The organism is Kitasatospora sp. NPDC004289, from assembly GCF_053602875.1.
In genome coordinates, this window is the sequence record NZ_JBSGEL010000010.1 from 1 (window position 1) to 15,580 (window position 15,580).

Annotated in this window: 19 protein-coding genes; 10 read left to right on the plus strand and 9 right to left on the minus strand. The window is 73.0% G+C overall.

Annotated elements, in window-relative coordinates; translation table 11 throughout:
- The 6 genes from ACWEPF_RS09065 to ACWEPF_RS09090 all read left to right on the plus strand — a co-directional run.
- Positions 1-295 (plus strand): hypothetical protein (locus ACWEPF_RS09065; RefSeq protein WP_452172039.1); only part of this gene is annotated, 295 nt, incomplete at its 5' end.
- An 11-nt stretch (positions 296-306) separates the two neighbouring features.
- Positions 307-513 (plus strand): cold-shock protein, encoded by a 207-nt coding sequence (locus tag ACWEPF_RS09070; RefSeq protein WP_345284203.1) that lies wholly within the window; start codon positions 307-309, stop codon positions 511-513.
- Between the two features lie 175 nt (positions 514-688).
- Positions 689-2,398 carry a DEAD/DEAH box helicase gene (locus ACWEPF_RS09075; protein ID WP_452172040.1) on the plus strand — a complete coding sequence of 570 codons (1,710 nt, stop codon included), beginning with the start codon at positions 689-691 and terminating at the stop codon, positions 2,396-2,398.
- Positions 2,399-2,573: 175 nt separating this feature from the next.
- Positions 2,574-2,900, plus strand: a complete 327-nt coding sequence (locus tag ACWEPF_RS09080; protein WP_452172041.1) for a hypothetical protein — start codon at positions 2,574-2,576, stop codon at positions 2,898-2,900.
- A complete protein-coding gene (locus ACWEPF_RS09085) occupies positions 2,897-3,793 on the plus strand; it encodes a WXG100 family type VII secretion target (protein ID WP_380148864.1) in 897 nt (298 codons plus the stop codon). Before ACWEPF_RS09080 ends, ACWEPF_RS09085 begins: the two co-directional genes overlap by 4 nt.
- Positions 3,794-3,825: 32 nt before the next feature.
- Complete coding sequence (locus ACWEPF_RS09090) at positions 3,826-4,425, plus strand: hypothetical protein (RefSeq protein WP_452172042.1); 600 nt, start codon at positions 3,826-3,828, stop codon at positions 4,423-4,425.
- A gap of 47 nt (positions 4,426-4,472) precedes the next feature.
- Here the strand turns inward: ACWEPF_RS09090 and ACWEPF_RS09095 are convergent, their stop codons facing one another.
- The gene (locus ACWEPF_RS09095; RefSeq protein ID WP_452172043.1) at positions 4,473-5,285 is read right to left on the minus strand and encodes a helix-turn-helix domain-containing protein; all 813 of its coding nucleotides are present in this window, start codon (positions 5,283-5,285) and stop codon (positions 4,473-4,475) included.
- A gap of 156 nt (positions 5,286-5,441) precedes the next feature.
- Here ACWEPF_RS09095 and ACWEPF_RS09100 point away from each other — a divergent pair, with 156 nt between their 5' ends.
- On the plus strand, positions 5,442-6,446 hold the full coding sequence (locus tag ACWEPF_RS09100; RefSeq protein WP_452172044.1) for a hypothetical protein: 1,005 nt from the start codon (positions 5,442-5,444) through the stop codon (positions 6,444-6,446).
- A 3-nt stretch (positions 6,447-6,449) separates the two neighbouring features.
- Positions 6,450-6,842 carry a hypothetical protein gene (locus ACWEPF_RS09105; RefSeq protein WP_452172045.1) on the plus strand — a complete coding sequence of 131 codons (393 nt, stop codon included), beginning with the start codon at positions 6,450-6,452 and terminating at the stop codon, positions 6,840-6,842.
- On the opposite strand, the gene ACWEPF_RS09110 is transcribed toward ACWEPF_RS09105, so the two are convergent.
- Complete coding sequence (locus tag ACWEPF_RS09110; protein ID WP_452172046.1) at positions 6,839-7,612, minus strand: ATP-grasp domain-containing protein; 774 nt, start codon at positions 7,610-7,612, stop codon at positions 6,839-6,841. The genes ACWEPF_RS09105 and ACWEPF_RS09110 overlap by 4 nt on opposite strands.
- Positions 7,613-7,705: 93 nt before the next feature.
- Between ACWEPF_RS09110 and ACWEPF_RS09115 the strand changes: the two genes are divergently transcribed.
- Together ACWEPF_RS09115 and ACWEPF_RS09120 are read left to right on the plus strand one after the other, a co-directional pair.
- Positions 7,706-8,245 (plus strand): hypothetical protein, encoded by a 540-nt coding sequence (locus tag ACWEPF_RS09115; RefSeq protein ID WP_452172047.1) that lies wholly within the window; start codon positions 7,706-7,708, stop codon positions 8,243-8,245.
- Positions 8,242-8,739, plus strand: a complete 498-nt coding sequence (locus ACWEPF_RS09120) for a MarR family winged helix-turn-helix transcriptional regulator (protein WP_452172048.1) — start codon at positions 8,242-8,244, stop codon at positions 8,737-8,739. Before ACWEPF_RS09115 ends, ACWEPF_RS09120 begins: the two co-directional genes overlap by 4 nt.
- Here the strand turns inward: ACWEPF_RS09120 and ACWEPF_RS09125 are convergent.
- The 7 genes from ACWEPF_RS09125 to cysC form a co-directional block, all read right to left on the minus strand.
- Complete coding sequence (locus ACWEPF_RS09125) at positions 8,736-9,512, minus strand: sirohydrochlorin chelatase (RefSeq protein ID WP_452172049.1); 777 nt, start codon at positions 9,510-9,512, stop codon at positions 8,736-8,738. The two genes, ACWEPF_RS09120 and ACWEPF_RS09125, sit on opposite strands and share 4 nt — an antisense overlap.
- A 10-nt stretch (positions 9,513-9,522) precedes the next feature.
- A complete protein-coding gene (locus tag ACWEPF_RS09130; protein ID WP_345284181.1) occupies positions 9,523-10,425 on the minus strand; it encodes an ABC transporter permease in 903 nt (300 codons plus the stop codon).
- Positions 10,412-11,215: an ABC transporter ATP-binding protein gene (locus ACWEPF_RS09135; RefSeq protein ID WP_452172050.1), complete on the minus strand. Its 804-nt coding sequence runs from the start codon at positions 11,213-11,215 to the stop codon at positions 10,412-10,414. The genes ACWEPF_RS09130 and ACWEPF_RS09135 overlap by 14 nt, the downstream gene beginning before the upstream one ends.
- 137 nt (positions 11,216-11,352) lie before the next feature.
- The gene (locus ACWEPF_RS09140; protein WP_452172051.1) at positions 11,353-12,480 is read right to left on the minus strand and encodes an aliphatic sulfonate ABC transporter substrate-binding protein; all 1,128 of its coding nucleotides are present in this window, start codon (positions 12,478-12,480) and stop codon (positions 11,353-11,355) included.
- 223 nt (positions 12,481-12,703) lie between these two features.
- The gene (locus tag ACWEPF_RS09145) at positions 12,704-14,023 is read right to left on the minus strand and encodes a sulfate adenylyltransferase subunit 1 (protein WP_452172052.1); all 1,320 of its coding nucleotides are present in this window, start codon (positions 14,021-14,023) and stop codon (positions 12,704-12,706) included.
- Between the two features lies 1 nt (position 14,024).
- Positions 14,025-14,960: a sulfate adenylyltransferase subunit CysD gene (cysD, locus tag ACWEPF_RS09150; RefSeq protein WP_345284173.1), complete on the minus strand. Its 936-nt coding sequence runs from the start codon at positions 14,958-14,960 to the stop codon at positions 14,025-14,027.
- Positions 14,957-15,538 (minus strand): adenylyl-sulfate kinase, encoded by a 582-nt coding sequence (gene cysC / locus ACWEPF_RS09155; protein ID WP_452172175.1) that lies wholly within the window; start codon positions 15,536-15,538, stop codon positions 14,957-14,959. The genes cysD and cysC overlap by 4 nt, the downstream gene beginning before the upstream one ends.
- Positions 15,539-15,580 lie beyond the last annotated feature (42 nt).

Below are 15,580 nucleotides of genomic sequence, written 5' to 3' on the forward strand. Positions count from 1 at the left end.
CGAAGGTGAAGTCCATCGGCCAGAAGAAGACGATCTTCCACTTGCCCTCGTAGGACTTGTGGTTGATCTCGGCGAAGGCGTTCGCGGGCCCCGGGTGCGGGAAAAAATCTCTGATCTTCTCGGCTCCACCCGTGCTACAGTCGAAGCAGTTGCAGTTTTGGTTCCCATGAACGTATGTGTGCGCCTGCTGGTACCAACCAACAGGCGCATTTGTTTTGTCCGGTGTTTTGTCTCCGGATGGGGATCGCGGCTACTTGGAGCCTACGAGGTGTGGGTTCCTTGCCCCAGTTTTTAGAGGAGACGGTTATGGCTACCGGCACCGTGAAGTGGTTCAACAGCGAAAAGGGCTTCGGCTTCATCGAGCAGCAGGGTGGCGGCCCGGACGTGTTCGCCCACTACTCGAACATCCAGGCCAACGGCTTCCGTGAGCTCGTCGAGGGCCAGCAGGTCGAGTTCGACGTGACCCAGGGCCAGAAGGGCCCGCAGGCCGAGAACATCCGCGTCATCGGCTGAAGCTGATCCACGCGAGAGCGAGGGCCCGTACCGCTCGGTGCGGGCCCTCCCTCATGCCGCCGAACGGCCGGGGCGGCAACACCTTCCTGACGGCCGATCACCAGGACGATCGCCACGCGCGCACCCATGTGCCCGCCGGTGGCCATCGGACGTCCAGGACGGAGTACCACCCCGCATGAGCACCCCCGCACGTCCGCCGCGCGCCCGCCGCGGCCCGCAGCAGTCCGCCGACCGCGCCCAGGCCTCGAGCCGCGAGCGGTCCGGCGAGCGCACCCAGCAGTCCCGCACCGGCGGCCGCGGCCAGCAGGGCGCCCGTGGCCAGCAGGGCGGCGGCGCCCGCCGCGCCCCGCGTGCCCGCACCGCTCCGCAGGCCCCCGCCGACTTCACCGTGGTCGAGGGCACCCCGGCCCGTCCGCCGGCCGCCACCTTCGCCGAGCTGGAGATGCCCAAGGGCCTGCTCTCGGCGCTCGGGCAGCAGGGCGTGACCGAGCCCTTCCCGATCCAGTCCGCCACCCTGCCGGACTCGCTGGCCGGGCGCGACGTGCTCGGCCGCGGCCGCACCGGCTCCGGCAAGACGCTGGCCTTCGGCCTGTCGCTGCTGGCCCGCACCGCCGGCAAGCGCGCCTCCGCGCGCAGCCCGCTGGCCCTGGTGCTGGTGCCCACCCGCGAGCTGGCCCAGCAGGTCACCGACGCGCTCACCCCGTACGCCACCGCCGTGAACCTGCGGATCGCCACCGTGGTCGGCGGCATGTCGATCAACCGCCAGGCCAACGCGGTGCGCCGCGGGGCCGAGGTGCTGGTCGCCACCCCGGGCCGCCTCGACGACCTGATCAACCGTCAGGACGTGCAGCTCGGCGACGTGCAGATCACCGTGCTCGACGAGGCCGACCAGATGGCCGACATGGGCTTCCTGCCGCAGGTCACCAAGCTGCTGGAGCAGGTCGCCCCGGGCGGGCAGCGGATGCTGTTCTCCGCCACCCTGGACCGCAACGTCGACCGCCTGGTGCAGCGCTTCCTGACCGACCCGGTCACCCACTCCGTGGACCCCTCGGCCGGTGCCGTGACCACCATGGACCACCACGTGCTGCAGCTGGAGGCGACCGACAAGGTCTCCGCCGCCGCGCACATCGCCTCCCGCGAGGGGCGCCTGATCATGTTCGTGCACACCAAGCACGGCGCCGACCGCCTCGCCAAGCAGCTGCTGGCCAGCGGCGTCCGGGCGGCCGCGCTGCACGGCGGCAAGTCCCAGCCCCAGCGCAACCGGGTGCTGGACCAGTTCCGCGACGGCCACGTCACCGCGCTGATCGCCACCAACGTGGCGGCCCGCGGCATCCACATCGACGGCCTCGACCTGGTCGTCAACGTGGACCCGCCGATCGACCACAAGGACTACCTGCACCGCGGCGGCCGCACCGCCCGGGCCGGCGAGTCCGGCACCGTGGTGACCCTGGTGCTGCCCGAGCAGCGCCGCGAGGTCAGCCGCCTGATGACCACGGCCGGCATCCGGCCGACCATCACCAAGGTGCGCCCCGGCGACGCCGAGCTGGCCAAGATCACCGGTGCCCGCACCCCGAGCGGCGTCGCCGTCACCCTGGCCCCGCCGGTGGTGGCCGCCCCGGCCGCCGACCCGAACGCCGCCCCGGCCCAGCCGCGCCGCCGCGCCCCCAAGCGCTCCGGCCTGCCCGCCGACGTGGACATGAACGGCAACGCCCGCCGCCCCCGCCCCAAGCAGCGGATCGGCGCCGGCGGTTCCGGCTCCGGTGGTTCCGGCGGCGGCCGCACCGCGGCCGGCTTCATCGGCAAGTCCTCCGGCCGCAACCCGGGTTCCGGCTCCAAGAGCGGCTCCAACTACGGCACCGGCCGCCAGCGCCGCAAGTCCGACTGAGCATCGGCACGGGCTCCCCACAGGGGCGGTGGACCTCCGCGGTCCGCCGCCCCTGTGGCGTTCGCGTGCACGTTCCGTCACGGACGCGCACCGGAACGGCCGTCGGGGGTGTGCTACGTTCTGCGCCGCCGCAGGATGGCGGCTGACGACGGGGCACGGGGGAAGGAAGCCTGACATGTCGGGTGGGTACCAGGTCGATCCGGAGGCGATACGGCGTTTCGGCCGCACCTCCGAGGAACGGGCGGCCAGGCTGCGGGAGATCCGGGCTCGCCTGGGGGCGCACCAGTTGCCCGCCGGCGCGTTCGGCAAGCTGCCGGAGTCGGACGAGATCACCCGGGACTACCAGGAGCGCAGCGAAGCGGCGATCGAGAACACCGGTGCCGCTGCCGAGTCCATGGAGCGGCTGGACGAGTACGCGCAGGGCCTGGCCCGCTCCTACGACGGCATCGAACAGGGGCTCTCCGAGGAGCTGACCACGATGGCCGGGGGGACGGGCGCATGAGCGGCGGACCGGCCTCGCAGGCGGCCAACGCCTACGCCAAGGTCAGTGACTGGATGAGCCCGCTCGGCAGCGTGATCGACGAGATCATGAGGCCGATCGTCGAACCGCTCGCGGAGATGCTGGAGTTCGTCACCGGCGACCCGGAGGGGCTGCTGGAGGCGTCCAAGCTCTGGAAGGAGCAGGCGGACGCGCTCCGCGAGGTGATCGCCGACCAGCGCCGGGACCGGGCCGCGCTGCGGCACGAGTGGACCGGCGAGGCCGCCGACCGTTTCCAGCAGGAGCTCGACACCTTCGAGCGGGGGCTGGAGGAGGAGGCGGACGACATGGAGAACACCGCCTTCCAGCTGGAGGAGGCGGCCGAGCAGTGCCGGTTCGCCCAGGAGATGGTCGAGACCGTCATCCGCGAGCTGATCGAGTGGGCCGTCATCAGCCTGGCCGCGGCGGCCGCGTTCAGCGTGGTCACGGCCGGCGTCTCGCTGGCTGCCGAGGCGGCGGCCGCCGCTGCCGAGGGGGCCATCGCCAGCGCCCGGATCGCCATGCTGGTAAGGAAGTTGGCGACCGCCCTGGAGAAGGTCGCGAAGGCCATGCAGAAGCTCAAGGAGATCTCCGCCGGCCCGCGCGCCAGCGTGCTGCGGCCCTCCACCTGGCGGAACCCCGCGATGCTCCAGGCGTACGCGGCGAAGAAGGTGGTCAAGACCGTCGGCAAGACCGCGCTCGGCGCGGTCGGCCTCACCGGCGATCCGGTGGGCGAGGCGGGGCAGACCGCGATCGAGCAGGGCCTGATCTACGGCGCGGACGAGGCGGACAAGCGGATCAACCCGCAGAACCTGCCCCCGACCGTAGAGTTGAGCCCCGAGGAGCGCAAGCGGCGCTTCGACCAGGCCTTCGGCTGACGGCCGGTCGGGTCGACGGGGAGGGCGGGCCGATGCTGGAGAGCGTGCGGGTGGTGGTGCAGCCGCTGCTGGAGCCGGGCGAGAGGCTGATCGAGGCGGCTCGGGTGACCTTGGTGCCCGGCATCCCGCGCCCACCCGAGCAGTACCTGACCCCGGCCCGGCCGAGTGCGGTGGAGGAGCGGCTGGCCAAGCCGTTCGGCCTGCTCCGTCGCGCCTACACGGCCGTCAATCCGCTCTCCAGCGCGGTCGGTGCGGTGGAGGACCGGATGGTGGGTGCGGTGCCCGACTCGGTCTTCCACGGCACCGGGATGGGCGGAGGCTGGGAGAGCGCGGCCGGCCGGTTCGTGATCCGCCTGCACACCGAGGGCGGCCACACCAGCGGCCTGTTCGCGGTCACCGACCGGCGGGTGGCGGTCGCGGTGGACCGCTCGGCGCTCTGGCAGCTGTTCAGCGAGGAGTACGCGCTGCACTGGGCCGTCCCGCGCCACGAGGTGCGGGAGCTGCGGCGCAACGCCACCGGCGTCCTCCAGCGCGGGCGGATCGACCTGCTGTTCGCGGACGGCTCCTGGGCCGGGGTGACGGCCGATCTGCCGCGCAACGCCGACCCTTTGGTGGCGGCCTTCCACGGCTGAGCGGGCGTCAGGAGGCGGGGAGGCCGGGAGGTCGGGTTCTCGGGAGGTCAGGGGGTCCGGGCCAGGCCGCGCAGGCGCTCGGTGGTCTCCTGGTCGCGCGGGGAGAAGACCACCAGCTGGAAGCCGTCCGGGGCCTGCAGGACCAGCTGGTCGATCCGGAGCAGGCCGAGCGTCTCGTGGGCCAAGTCCTTGGCGGTGCCGGAGCGTTCGCTGATCTGGTGCTCGTCCAGCCAGCGGCCCGCCTCCGGGAAGTGCGCGCGCAGGCGCTCCAGGGTGGCGGCCAGGGCCGGGCGGTCGCCGGCGGCGGCGCGCAGCTGGGCGATCAGGCGGCGGGCGTGCTGCTCCCAGTCGACGGTGCGGTCGCGGTTGGGGCGGTGCGCGAAGGCCAGCCAGGCCAGGTTGCGGTCGGCGAGGGCGTGCCGGGAGAAGGAGAACAGGGCGTCCGCCTCCGGGTTCCAGGCCCGCACCTGCCAGTCGGCGTCCATCAGGAAGGCCGGGGCCGGGGACTGCGCGGTGGTCAACCGGGCCAGCGGGCCCGGCAGTTCGGCGGGTGCCGGGTCCTGGGCGGCGGACGGGTCGGAGGCCAGCCGGAACAGGTAGTCGGTCTCCGCGCGGTCCAGCCGCAAGGTCCGGGCCAGGCTGCCCAGCACCTCGGCGGACGGGTTGATCCTGCGGCCCTGCTCCAACCACGTGTACCAGGTCACCCCGACCCCGGCGAGCAGCGCCAGCTCCTCCCGGCGCAGGCCCGGCGTGCGCCTCCGCACCCCCGGGGCGAGGCCGACCTGCTCGGGGGTCAGCCGGGCCCGGCGGGTGCGCAGGAAGTCGGACAGCTCGCTGCGCCGCAGCTCGGTGACGGTCATCTGGTTCCCCCTGGTCCTGGTAGCGCCACTACCAGTATCACCACGCACTGCTGCGCTCCGGCGCCGGGCGGGAGGGTGGAGGCATCGCAAGGACGCAGCACCGCCGGTGAAGCAGTACCGCTGGTGTAGCAGCACCGCTCTTGAAGGAGTACCGAGATGACGAACCGTCCGATCCGTGCCGCCGTCGTGGCCGTGGTGGCCGCCGCCCTGCTGGGCACCGCCGTCGCCCCGGCCGTCGCCGCCCGGCCCCGTCCGCAGGCCGTGGCCTCCACCCCCGTGCTGGCCGGGCACGCCGACAGCCTGCACCCCGAGGACGCCGTCTGGGACGCCGGGCACGGCCGCTTCCTGGTCGGCTCGATCCGGCACGGCACGGTCTCGGTGGTCCGCCCCGACGGCTCGGTGCGGACCCTGGTGGACGACCCCGCCAAGCTGGTCTCGGTGATCGGCATCCAGATCGACCGGGCCCGCAACCGGGTGCTGGTCGCCAACGCCGACCCCGGCTTCGGGCTGCGCCACGACGCGGCGAAGGTGGTCGCGGGCATCGGGGCCTACGACCTGGAGACCGGGCGGCGGATCTTCTACACCGACCTGGCGGCGGTGGCCGCCGACGGCGGGCGGCACTTCGCCAACGACATGGTGCTGGGCCCCGACGGCGAGGCGTACGTGACCGACTCCTTCGCCCCGGTGCTGTACCGGGTACGGCCGGACGGCCGGGCCTCGGTGATCCTGCGGGACCAGCGACTGGCCGCTCCGGTGGGCGGCTTCGGGCTGAACGGGATCGTGCGGCACGGCCGGACGCTGCTGATCGCCAAGTACGACGACGGCACGCTGTGGCGGGTGCCGGTCGACCGGCCGGAGGACTTCCGCCAGGTCCGGCTGACCGGCCCGAAGGCGATCGGCCTGGACGGTCTGTACAGCGCCTCCGAGGGCCGCCTGCTGGGCGTCACCAACACCCTGGGCGGGGCCGGGGCCGACACCCTGGTGGACATCCGCTCCACCGACGGCTGGCGCACCGCCGTCCTGACGGCCCGTCCGTCCGCCGACCCGGCGCCGACGGCGGTGGTGGCCGGGCCGCACGGCTCCGTCTTCACGCTGTCCGGCCGGATGGACCTGCTGTTCGGCGGCACCACGGACGACCGGTTCACCCTGCGTAGGCTGTGACCCATGGAACTCGACGCGCAGCGCCTCGACGAGCAGAGCCTCGGTGAGCAGGAACGGTGCCTGGACGAGCTGCTCACCGCACTCGGCCTGGCCTGGGACGAGCCCGCCGACCCGCGCGTCGAGGCGCTGGCCGCGCGCCAGCCGCTCTACCCGCAGTACCACCGGGTCGGCCACAAGCGGCAGTTGGTGTTCCGCACCCTGGAGGCCGGGCCCCGGCAGCGGGTCCTGGAGCACTACCCGGCGCTGCTGCGGGCGGTGGCCGCCGACCCCGACCCGAGCTCGCCGCGCTTCCTGGTGGCCGTCCTCGCCGACGCGGTGGGTCCGCGCCGGGCCCGGGCCGACCTGGACGCGGCCGGCGCCTCGGCGGCGGCGCTGCGCTGGGCCCTGCCGGACTAACGCACCACCTCGGGCACGGGCCGGACGTACGGCCGGTCGGTGAGGGCGAGCACCTCCGCCGGGCCGGCCGCGCGGAGCACCACGTCCAGGACGGCGTCCGGGTCGCAGGCGTAACCGCCGCTGGCCCAGGCCGGGTTGGCCTCGACCACGGCCCAGCTGCCATCGGCGAGCTGCCCGACGTCCACCACGGCCGCGCTCGGCAGGCCGCCGGTGGCGAGCACCTCGGCGGCGAAGTCCAGGGCCGCGGTGGGCACCTCGGGGGAGACCGCCAGGTCACCGCCGACCGCGTAGCGGCTCGCGGTGCGGACGGTGCCGTCGAGGACGAACAGCCGGTACTCGGTGGCGAACGTGACCACGTCGCTGACCAGGACCGGGGTGTCGTCGTCCAGGGCGTCCTGGCCGGGCAGGCCGCTGCCGTCCGGGTAGACCCGGGCCGCGAAGAGCTTGTCGCACGGTGGCTTGAGGAAGGCGGGGCGGCGCAGCTCCCGTGCCTCGGAGAGGGTGACGGCCGCCACCTGACGCCCCAGCAGCTCCTGCGGCAGGGCGGTCAGCCAGTCGTCCGGCGGCTCCAGCGGCGCGACGCCGAGCACCCCGGCCGCCACGTCGGCGAACAGCGGCCCGCCGTACAGGTGCGCGGGCCGCACCCCGGCCAGCTCGGACGGCACCTCCCAGCGCACGGCGGTGTGGGCCGTGAGCCCGCGGCGCCGGGCCCGGGTCAGCAGCTGCAGACCGGTCTCGTTGATCCGGGGGGCGAGCAGGAGAAGCGTCATGCGGCCCATGCTGGCCGACCGGGGCGGTCCTGACGAGTGGATTCTCCCTGGCCTGACGGGGTGTCAGGATGATCGAATGGAAGTATGACTACGATGCGTACCTCCCTGGGCCCGCTGAAGTTCACCGACGGCCGCTGGGTGCTGGGTGATCCGGAGCGCCGGGGTGGTGCCGCCTGGGTGGAGTTCCGCCCGGAGGGGATGCTCGCGCACGCGCGGGACGGCGGGGAGGAGCTGCTGCCCTGGGCCCGGATCATGAACGGCATGGGGGTCAGGATCGGTGCCAGGTACACGCAGCACGGTGCGACCGTCAGTCCGCTCGGCCTGGTCGCCGCGATGCCCGGACCGTTCCGTGGGCGCGGTGGTGGCTACCTGCACATGACGGTGCGTCACCCCTACGACGACCACACGGTCTTCTTCGACCGCCACCCGCACTGGTACGCGCTGATGGAGGTGTCGATCCTGGAGGCACTGCTCGGACACCTCACCGAGGCCCAGGAGTTGCACCGCCTCGCCGACGAGGCCTGGCTGTCCCGGGTGGTCGAGCGGGTCTCCCGGCGGAGGTGGCAGACCCGCTGGCAGATGCACCGGGCGATCGCCGAGGCGCTGGCGGCCGGCGGGGTGGCGGCTCCGTGACGGACCAGGCGCCGGCCGACCCGGCGGTGGCGGACGAGGCACTGGCCTCCCAGCCGGTCGGCTACTGGGCCGGGTTGGCCCACGAGGTGGTGACCGCGCACCTGCGGGACGCGATGGCCAGGATCGACGTGACCCAGCCGCAGTACTGGGTGCTCAACCGGGTGCACGGCGGGCCGGCCGCCCCGGGCCGCGCGGAGGCGCTGGCCCAGCCGACCCCGATGGCGGCCGGGCCGGACGAGATCGGGCGGACGGTTGACCAGTTGCTGTACCGGGGCTGGCTGCGCTCCGACGCCGAGGACCGGCTGTACCTCACGGACGACGGCGAGGCGGCGCGGCTGAGGCTGCGGGCGCTGGTGACCGAGCTGAGGGCGGTGGTGCACGAGGGCGTTGACGACCAGGAGTACGCCGCCGCCCTGAGGGTGCTGCGCCGGATGGTGGCGAACGTCCGCGGGGCCAGGGCGGCCGAGGCGCCCTGGACGGCCGAGCCGCGCTAGGCGGCGCGCAGGGCGGTGTGGCGGGCCCGGTCGTAGCGGTGCAGGAGCAGTTCGGCGATCTCCGGGGCGGCGCCGAGGACCGGGGCGACCAGGTCGACGCCGGCGGTGCGGGCGGCCTCGGCGATCCGGTCGGGGAGCAGGCCGGGGGCCAGCAGGTAGGGGGCGACGGCGAGTTGGCGCACGCCCGGGGTGGCGCGCAGGGCGGCGACGGCGTCGGCCGGGTGCGGCGGGACGGCGGAGGCGTGGGCGACCTCGACGGCGGCGAAGCCGCGGGTGCGGCGGTACTCCTCGGCGACGGCGCGGGTGGCGGCGTTGGCGGTCTGGTCGGAGGAGCCGGCGGCGGCCAGCACCAGACCGGTGTGCGGGGCGTCGGCGAAGTCCAGCCCGGCCTCGGTGAGGCGGCGGTCGAGGGCGGCGAGCAGTAGCGGGGAGGGGCCGAGCACGTCGGCGAGCGGAAGGTCGTGGGCCCCGGCCTCGCGGAGGGCGGCGGGGATGTCGCTGCGGGCGTGGAAGGCCCGGTTGAGCAGCAGGGGGACGGCGACGGCGCCGCGCAGCCGGGGCGCGACCTGGCCGAGGCGGGGCGCGCAGTGGTCCAGGTAGGCGGTGGTGACGTCCAGGTCCGGGCGGAGCGCGCGGACCCGTCCGGAGAGGGCCTCCACCGTGGCGGCGTGCCGCGGGTCCCGGCTGCCGTGGGCGATGAGCAGCAGGGCGGGGCCGCCCGCGCCGCCGCCGGGGTGGCGGGGCGCGGGCGGACGGCCGTGGTGCAGCAGCATCGGAGCAGCCTTACCGGGTGCCGTGCAGCAGACCGCGGTTGCGCAGCACGCGGCGCTCCAGCGGGCTGAAGACGAGCAGGTCGATGGCGACGCCGACGATCAGGATGAGGATGATCCCGAGCAGGACGCCGGACATGTCGGCGAACTCGCGCTGGTTCTCCAGGTAGCGGCCCAGACCGATGCCCAGGTCGGGGGAGGCGGCGATGAGTTCGGCGGCCATCAGGGAGCGCCAGGAGAAGGCCCAGCCCTGCTTGAGGCCGGCCAGGTAGCCGGGGAGGGCGCCGGGCAGCAGGATGTGCCGGGCCTGGACCAGGCCGCTGGCGCCCATGGTGCGGCCCGCCCGGAGCAGGATCGGCGGCACCTGGTCGATGCCGGCCACCAGGCCGTTGGCGACCGAGGGGACGGCGCCGAGCAGGATGACGGCGTACATGGTCTGGTTGTTGACGCCGAGCCAGATGACGGCGGCGGGGACCCAGGCGACCGAGGGCAGCGACTGCAGGCCGGAGAGGATCGGACCGATCGCGGCGCGCACCGGCTTGACCTGGGCGACAAGCAGGCCGATCGGGGTGCCGATGACCACGGCCGCGACGAAGCCGGACAGGCCCCGCCAGAGGCTGGTCCAGATGATGCTGAACAGGGTGCCCTGGCCCCAGAGGTCGGCGAGCGAGGCCCAGACCATGCCGGGGCTGGGGAGCTTGTACTCGTCGGTGAGCTCCAGGCTGAAGGCGCTCTGCCAGACGACCAGCACCAGGGCGATGGCGATGACCGGGGGCAGGGCCTTCTGACGCAGGGTCACCAGCAGCGGGGTGCGGGTGGCGACGACGGCGTCCAGGGCGTCCAGGCCGGCGCCGACGTCGGCGCTGCTGGGGCTCGGGCTCTTGTCGAGCAGGGGGGTGGTCTCAGTGCTGGCCATGGCGGCGGATCTCCCCACGCAGCTCGTCGGTGATTTCGATGGACAGGTCGGCCACGCCGGCGGACTCGATGCGGCGGGGCTGCGGCAGGTCGATCCGCCACTCCTTGGCGACCCGTCCGGGGCGCGAGGAGAGCAGGACGACCCGCTGGGCGAGGCGGACGGCCTCGCGCACGTTGTGGGTCACGAACAGGACGGTGAGCTTGCGCTCCGCCCAGATCCGGGTGAGCTCGTCGTGCAGCACGTCGCGGGTGATGGCGTCGAGCGCGGCGAACGGCTCGTCCATCAGCAGCACGTCGCTGCCCTGGGCCAACGCCCGTGCCAGGGCGACGCGCTGGCGCATGCCGCCGGAGAGCTCGTGGACGCGCTTGCCGTGCGCGCCGTGCAGGCGGACCAGTTCGAGCAGCCGCTCGGCCTCGGCGCGCCGCTCGGCCTTGGGCGTGCCGCCCAGGCGCAGGGCGAGCTCGATGTTCTTGCCGGCCGTCAGCCAGGGGAAGAGCGCGTGCTCCTGGAACATCAACGCGGGCCGGCCGCCCGCGAGCTGGATGTCGCCGGCGGAGGGCTTGTCCAGCCCGGCCACCAGGTTGAGCAGGGTGGACTTGCCGCAGCCCGAGGCGCCGAGCAGGGTGACGAACTCACCCGGGGCGACGTCGAGGGTGATGTCGTCCAGCACGTGGGTGGCCGCGCCCGGGCGGCCGAAGGACTTGTGGACGTGCGAGATCCGGACGGCGGGGACGCCGGTCGGGACCTCGGCGCTCTGCGCGCTCTTCGAGGTGGTCAGTGCCGTGGTCATCTCCGGGCACCTCCTGGGTGACTGGTCTGGCGGCTGGCGAAGGGAGTGGGAGCCGGGGTCCGGCCCCGCCCGGCCCGTTTGACTGGGCATCGACCGGGCTGGGCGGGGGCACGGACCTCGGAGCTTGACGGCGCTGCTTACTTGGCGCTCAGGCCGGCGTCCGCGACGGCGGCCTGGCTCTTCTCCTTGAGCACCTTGTTCAGCAGGGTCAGGTCGTAGATCCCGGCCAGGTTGGGCTTCTTGAGGAGACCGGCGGTCACCGCGTTGTCGGCCTCCTTCTGCAGGGTGGAGGCCAGCGGGTCGTCGATGAAGTCGATGTCCGCCCACGCCGGGTCGAGGATGGCGGGCTCCAGCGCGTTGCCGGCCGCCTCCTTGATGGCGGCGTTGGCGGCCTCCTTGGCCTTGGCCGGGTTGGCCTTGATGTAGGCGTTGGTGTTCACCGAGCCGCGCAGCACGGCCTCGACCACGTCCGGGTGCTCCTTGAGGAACTTCTGCGAGACGATGATGTTGGTGATCACGAACTTGTTGTCCGGCCAGAGGGACTTCTCGTTGAGGAGCTCCTTGGCGCCCAGGGTGACCAGCTTCGAGGCGGTGGGCTCGGGGACCCAGGCGCCGTCGATGGAGCCGGACTTGTAGGCGTCGGGGGTGACCTTGTTGTCCGAGCGGACCACCGAGACGTCACCGGCGCCGGAGTTGGCGTCGACCTTCCAGCCCTTGCCGGCCAGGAAGGAGAGCAGGGCGACGTCCTGGGTGTTGCCGATCTGCGGGGTGGCGATCTTCTTGCCCTTGAGGTCGTCCACCGACTTGATCTTGTCGGGGTTGACGACCAGCTTGACGCCGCCGGAGGCCGAGCCGCCGATGATCTTCAGGGCCTCGCCGTTGGACTTGGTGTAGCCGTTGATGGCGGGGGAGGGGCCGATCCAGCCGATGTCGATGGAGCCCGCGTTGAGCGCCTCGATCTCGGCGGGGCCGGCGTTGAAGATCTGGGTCTTGACCTGGGTGGCGCCGAGCTCCTTCTGGATCAGGCCCTCCTTCAGGCCGACCAGCGGGGTGCCGTGGGTCAGGTTGGCGAAGTAGCCGATCTTCACCGTGTCGGCCGAGAGCTTGGCACCACCGGCGGAGGAGGCCGGGGCGGCCGCGGGGGCCTTGTCCTCGCTCTTGGCGCCGTAGCCGCAGGCGGAGAGCAGGCTGATCGCGGTCAGACCGGCCACGGTGGCGGCAGCGGTCCGTCTGAAGCGGGCGGAGGTGCTGTTCTGCGCAGTCATTGCTTCGTCCTCTGGCAAGTTCATGGAAGAAAGAAAGAAAGTCGGGCGTGGGTGCCTGCGGATCCGGAGCGACCGCCGCTGTGGGAAGCGGCCGCCCCGGTGACAGGGGCTCAGAGCCCCTGTCCGCCTGCACATCGCGTCAGCCCGCCCTGGCCACTGCCGAGGACGCCGCTGCCGATGCGGCCGCCTTCCTTGTCCATACCCGAGAACGCGTCGCTGGGCATCAGACCCAGTCCTCCTCGTCCGGTTCCTGCGCGTTGGGAGTGGTGTCGAAGGCCTCGCCCGCCATGCCGGCGGTGAGGGTGGTGCCGTCGGCCGGGTCGATCAGGAGGAAGGACCCGGTACGGCGGTTGTCGGTGTAGGGGTCGAGCGCCAGCGGCTCCGCCGTGCGCAGGACCACGTGCCCGATCTCGTTGACCTCCAACCCCTGGGCGCCGGAGCGCCGTTCGAGGCTGTCGATGTCGATGCGGTAGGTGATGTCCTTGACGATCGCGCGCACCGTGCGGGTGGTGTGCTTGAGCAGCACCTTGGCCCCGATGGTCAGCGGGCGCTCGTTGAGGTGGCAGACGGTGGCCTCGACGTCCTTGGTGGGGACGGGAGTCGCACCGGCCGCGATCAGGTCGCCGCGGGAGATGTCGATGTCGTCGGCCAGACGGACCGTCACCGACTGGGGGGCCCAGGCGATGTCGGTCTCGGTGCCGAGCGCGTCGATCCCGGTGACGGTGGTGGTGCGCCCGGCCGGCAGCACCGTGACGGTGTCGCCGACGCGCAGCACGCCGGAGGCCAACTGGCCCGCGTAGCCACGGTAGTCGGGGAGCTCGGCGGTCTGCGGACGGATCACGTACTGGACCGGGAAGCGGGCCGGCTCGTCGCTGGGGTCGGTGCCGACCGGCACGTTCTCCAGGTGCTCCAGCAGGGTCGGGCCGCCGTACCAGTCCATGTGCGCGGACGGCTCGACCACGTTGTCCCCGGCCAGGGCCGAGATCGGGACGGCGACGATGTCCGTGACGCCGAGGGAGGCCGCGTAGGAGGTGAACTCCTCGGCGATGGCCGCGAAGACGGGCTCGGCGTACTCGACCAGGTCCATCTTGTTGACCGCCAGCACCACGTGCGGCACGCGCAGCAGGGCGGCGACGGCCGCGTGGCGGCGGGTCTGCTCGACCACGCCGTTGCGGGCGTCGACCAGCACCACGGCCAGCTCGGCGGTGGAGGCGCCGGTGACCATGTTGCGGGTGTACTGCACGTGGCCGGGGGTGTCGGCGAGGATGAACCGGCGCCGGGCGGTGGCGAAGTAGCGGTACGCCACGTCGATGGTGATGCCCTGCTCGCGCTCGGCCCGCAGACCGTCGGTGAGCAGCGCCAGGTCCGGCGCCTCCTGACCGCGGCTCAGGGAGGCGCGCTCGACGGCCTCCAGCTGGTCGGCCAGCACGGACTTGGAGTCGTGCAGCAGGCGGCCGACCAGGGTGGACTTGCCGTCGTCGACGGATCCGGCGGTGGCGAAGCGCAGCAGCGAGGTGGCGGTTGCTTCCTGGGTGGTGCTCATCTTAGAAGTACCCTTCGCGCTTGCGGTCTTCCATCGCGGCCTCGGAGAGCTTGTCGTCGGCGCGGGTGGCGCCGCGCTCGGTGAGGCGGCTGGCGGCGATCTCGGTGATGATGTCCGCGTTGGTGGCGGCGTCGGAGTCGACGGCGCCGGTGCAGGACATGTCGCCGACGGTGCGGTAGCGGATCAGTCGGGTCTCGACCTGCTCGGTCTCCTTGGGCCCGCCCCACTCGCCAGCGGTCAGCCACATGCCGTCGCGCTTGAACACCGCGCGCTCGTGGGCGTAGTAGATGCCCGGCAGCTCGATCTGCTCGCGCTCGATGTACTGCCACACGTCCAGCTCGGTCCAGTTGGAGAGCGGGAAGACGCGCACGTGCTCGCCGGCCGCGTGGCGGCCGTTGTAGAGCGACCACAGCTCGGGGCGCTGGCGGCGCGGGTCCCAGGCGCCGAACTCGTCGCGCAGGGAGAAGACGCGCTCCTTGGCGCGGGCCTTCTCCTCGTCGCGGCGGCCGCCGCCGAAGACGGCGTCGAACTTGTGGGACTCGATGGCGTCCAGCAGCGGGACGGTCTGCAGCGGGTTGCGGGTGCCGTCGGGGCGCTCGCGCAGCCGGCCGTCGTCGATGAAGTCCTGCACGTTCGCCACGTACAGCCGCAGGTTGTGCTTGGCGGCCACCCGGTCGCGGTACTCGATGACCTCGGGGAAGTTGTGGCCGGTGTCCACGTGCAGCAGGGCGAAGGGGACCGGCGCCGGGGCGAAGGCCTTCAGCGCCAGGTGCAGCATGACGATGGAGTCCTTGCCGCCGGAGAAGAGGATCACCGGCCGCTCGAACTCGCCCGCCACCTCGCGGAAGATGTGCACCGACTCCGCTTCGAGCGCGTCCAGGTGGGACAGCGCGAACGGCGACTCGGTGAGCTGCGGGGTGTGGGTCGCGGTGGTCATGCCAGGCCCCTCTCGGTCAGGAAGGCGTACAGCTCGGCGGCGGACTCCTCCACCAGGCGGCCCTGCGTCTGGAGCCTCAACTCCGGTGCGGTCGGGGCCTCGTAGGGGTCGTCCACGCCGGTCAGGCCGGAGATCTCACCGGCCGCCTGCTTGGCGTACAGGCCCTTGACGTCCCGCTCGGAGCACAGCTCCACCGGAGTGGCCACGTGCACCTCCAGGAACTCGGTGCCCAGCTCGGCGTGCCGCTCGCGGACGGCGGCCCGGGAGTCGGCGTAGGGGGCGATCACCGGGGCCAGGACCTTCACGCCGTTGCGGGCCAGCTTCTCGGCGACGAAGCCGATCCGCGCCACGTTGGTGTGCCGGTCCTCCTTGCTGAACCCCAGCCCCTTGGACAGGAACTCACGGATCTCGTCACCGTCGAGGACCTCGACCTTGTGGCCCTCGGCGCGCAGCCGCTCGGCCAGCGCGAAGGCCAGCGTGGTCTTGCCCGCGCTCGGCAGCCCGGTCAGCCACACCGTGGCGCCGCGCTCGCAGGGGGCGGCCTGCGGGGCCGCCTCTGCGGCTCCGTCGGCGGCCAGGGTGTGGACTGTGCTCACGGGTCGTTCTCCTAGGGGTGGTTG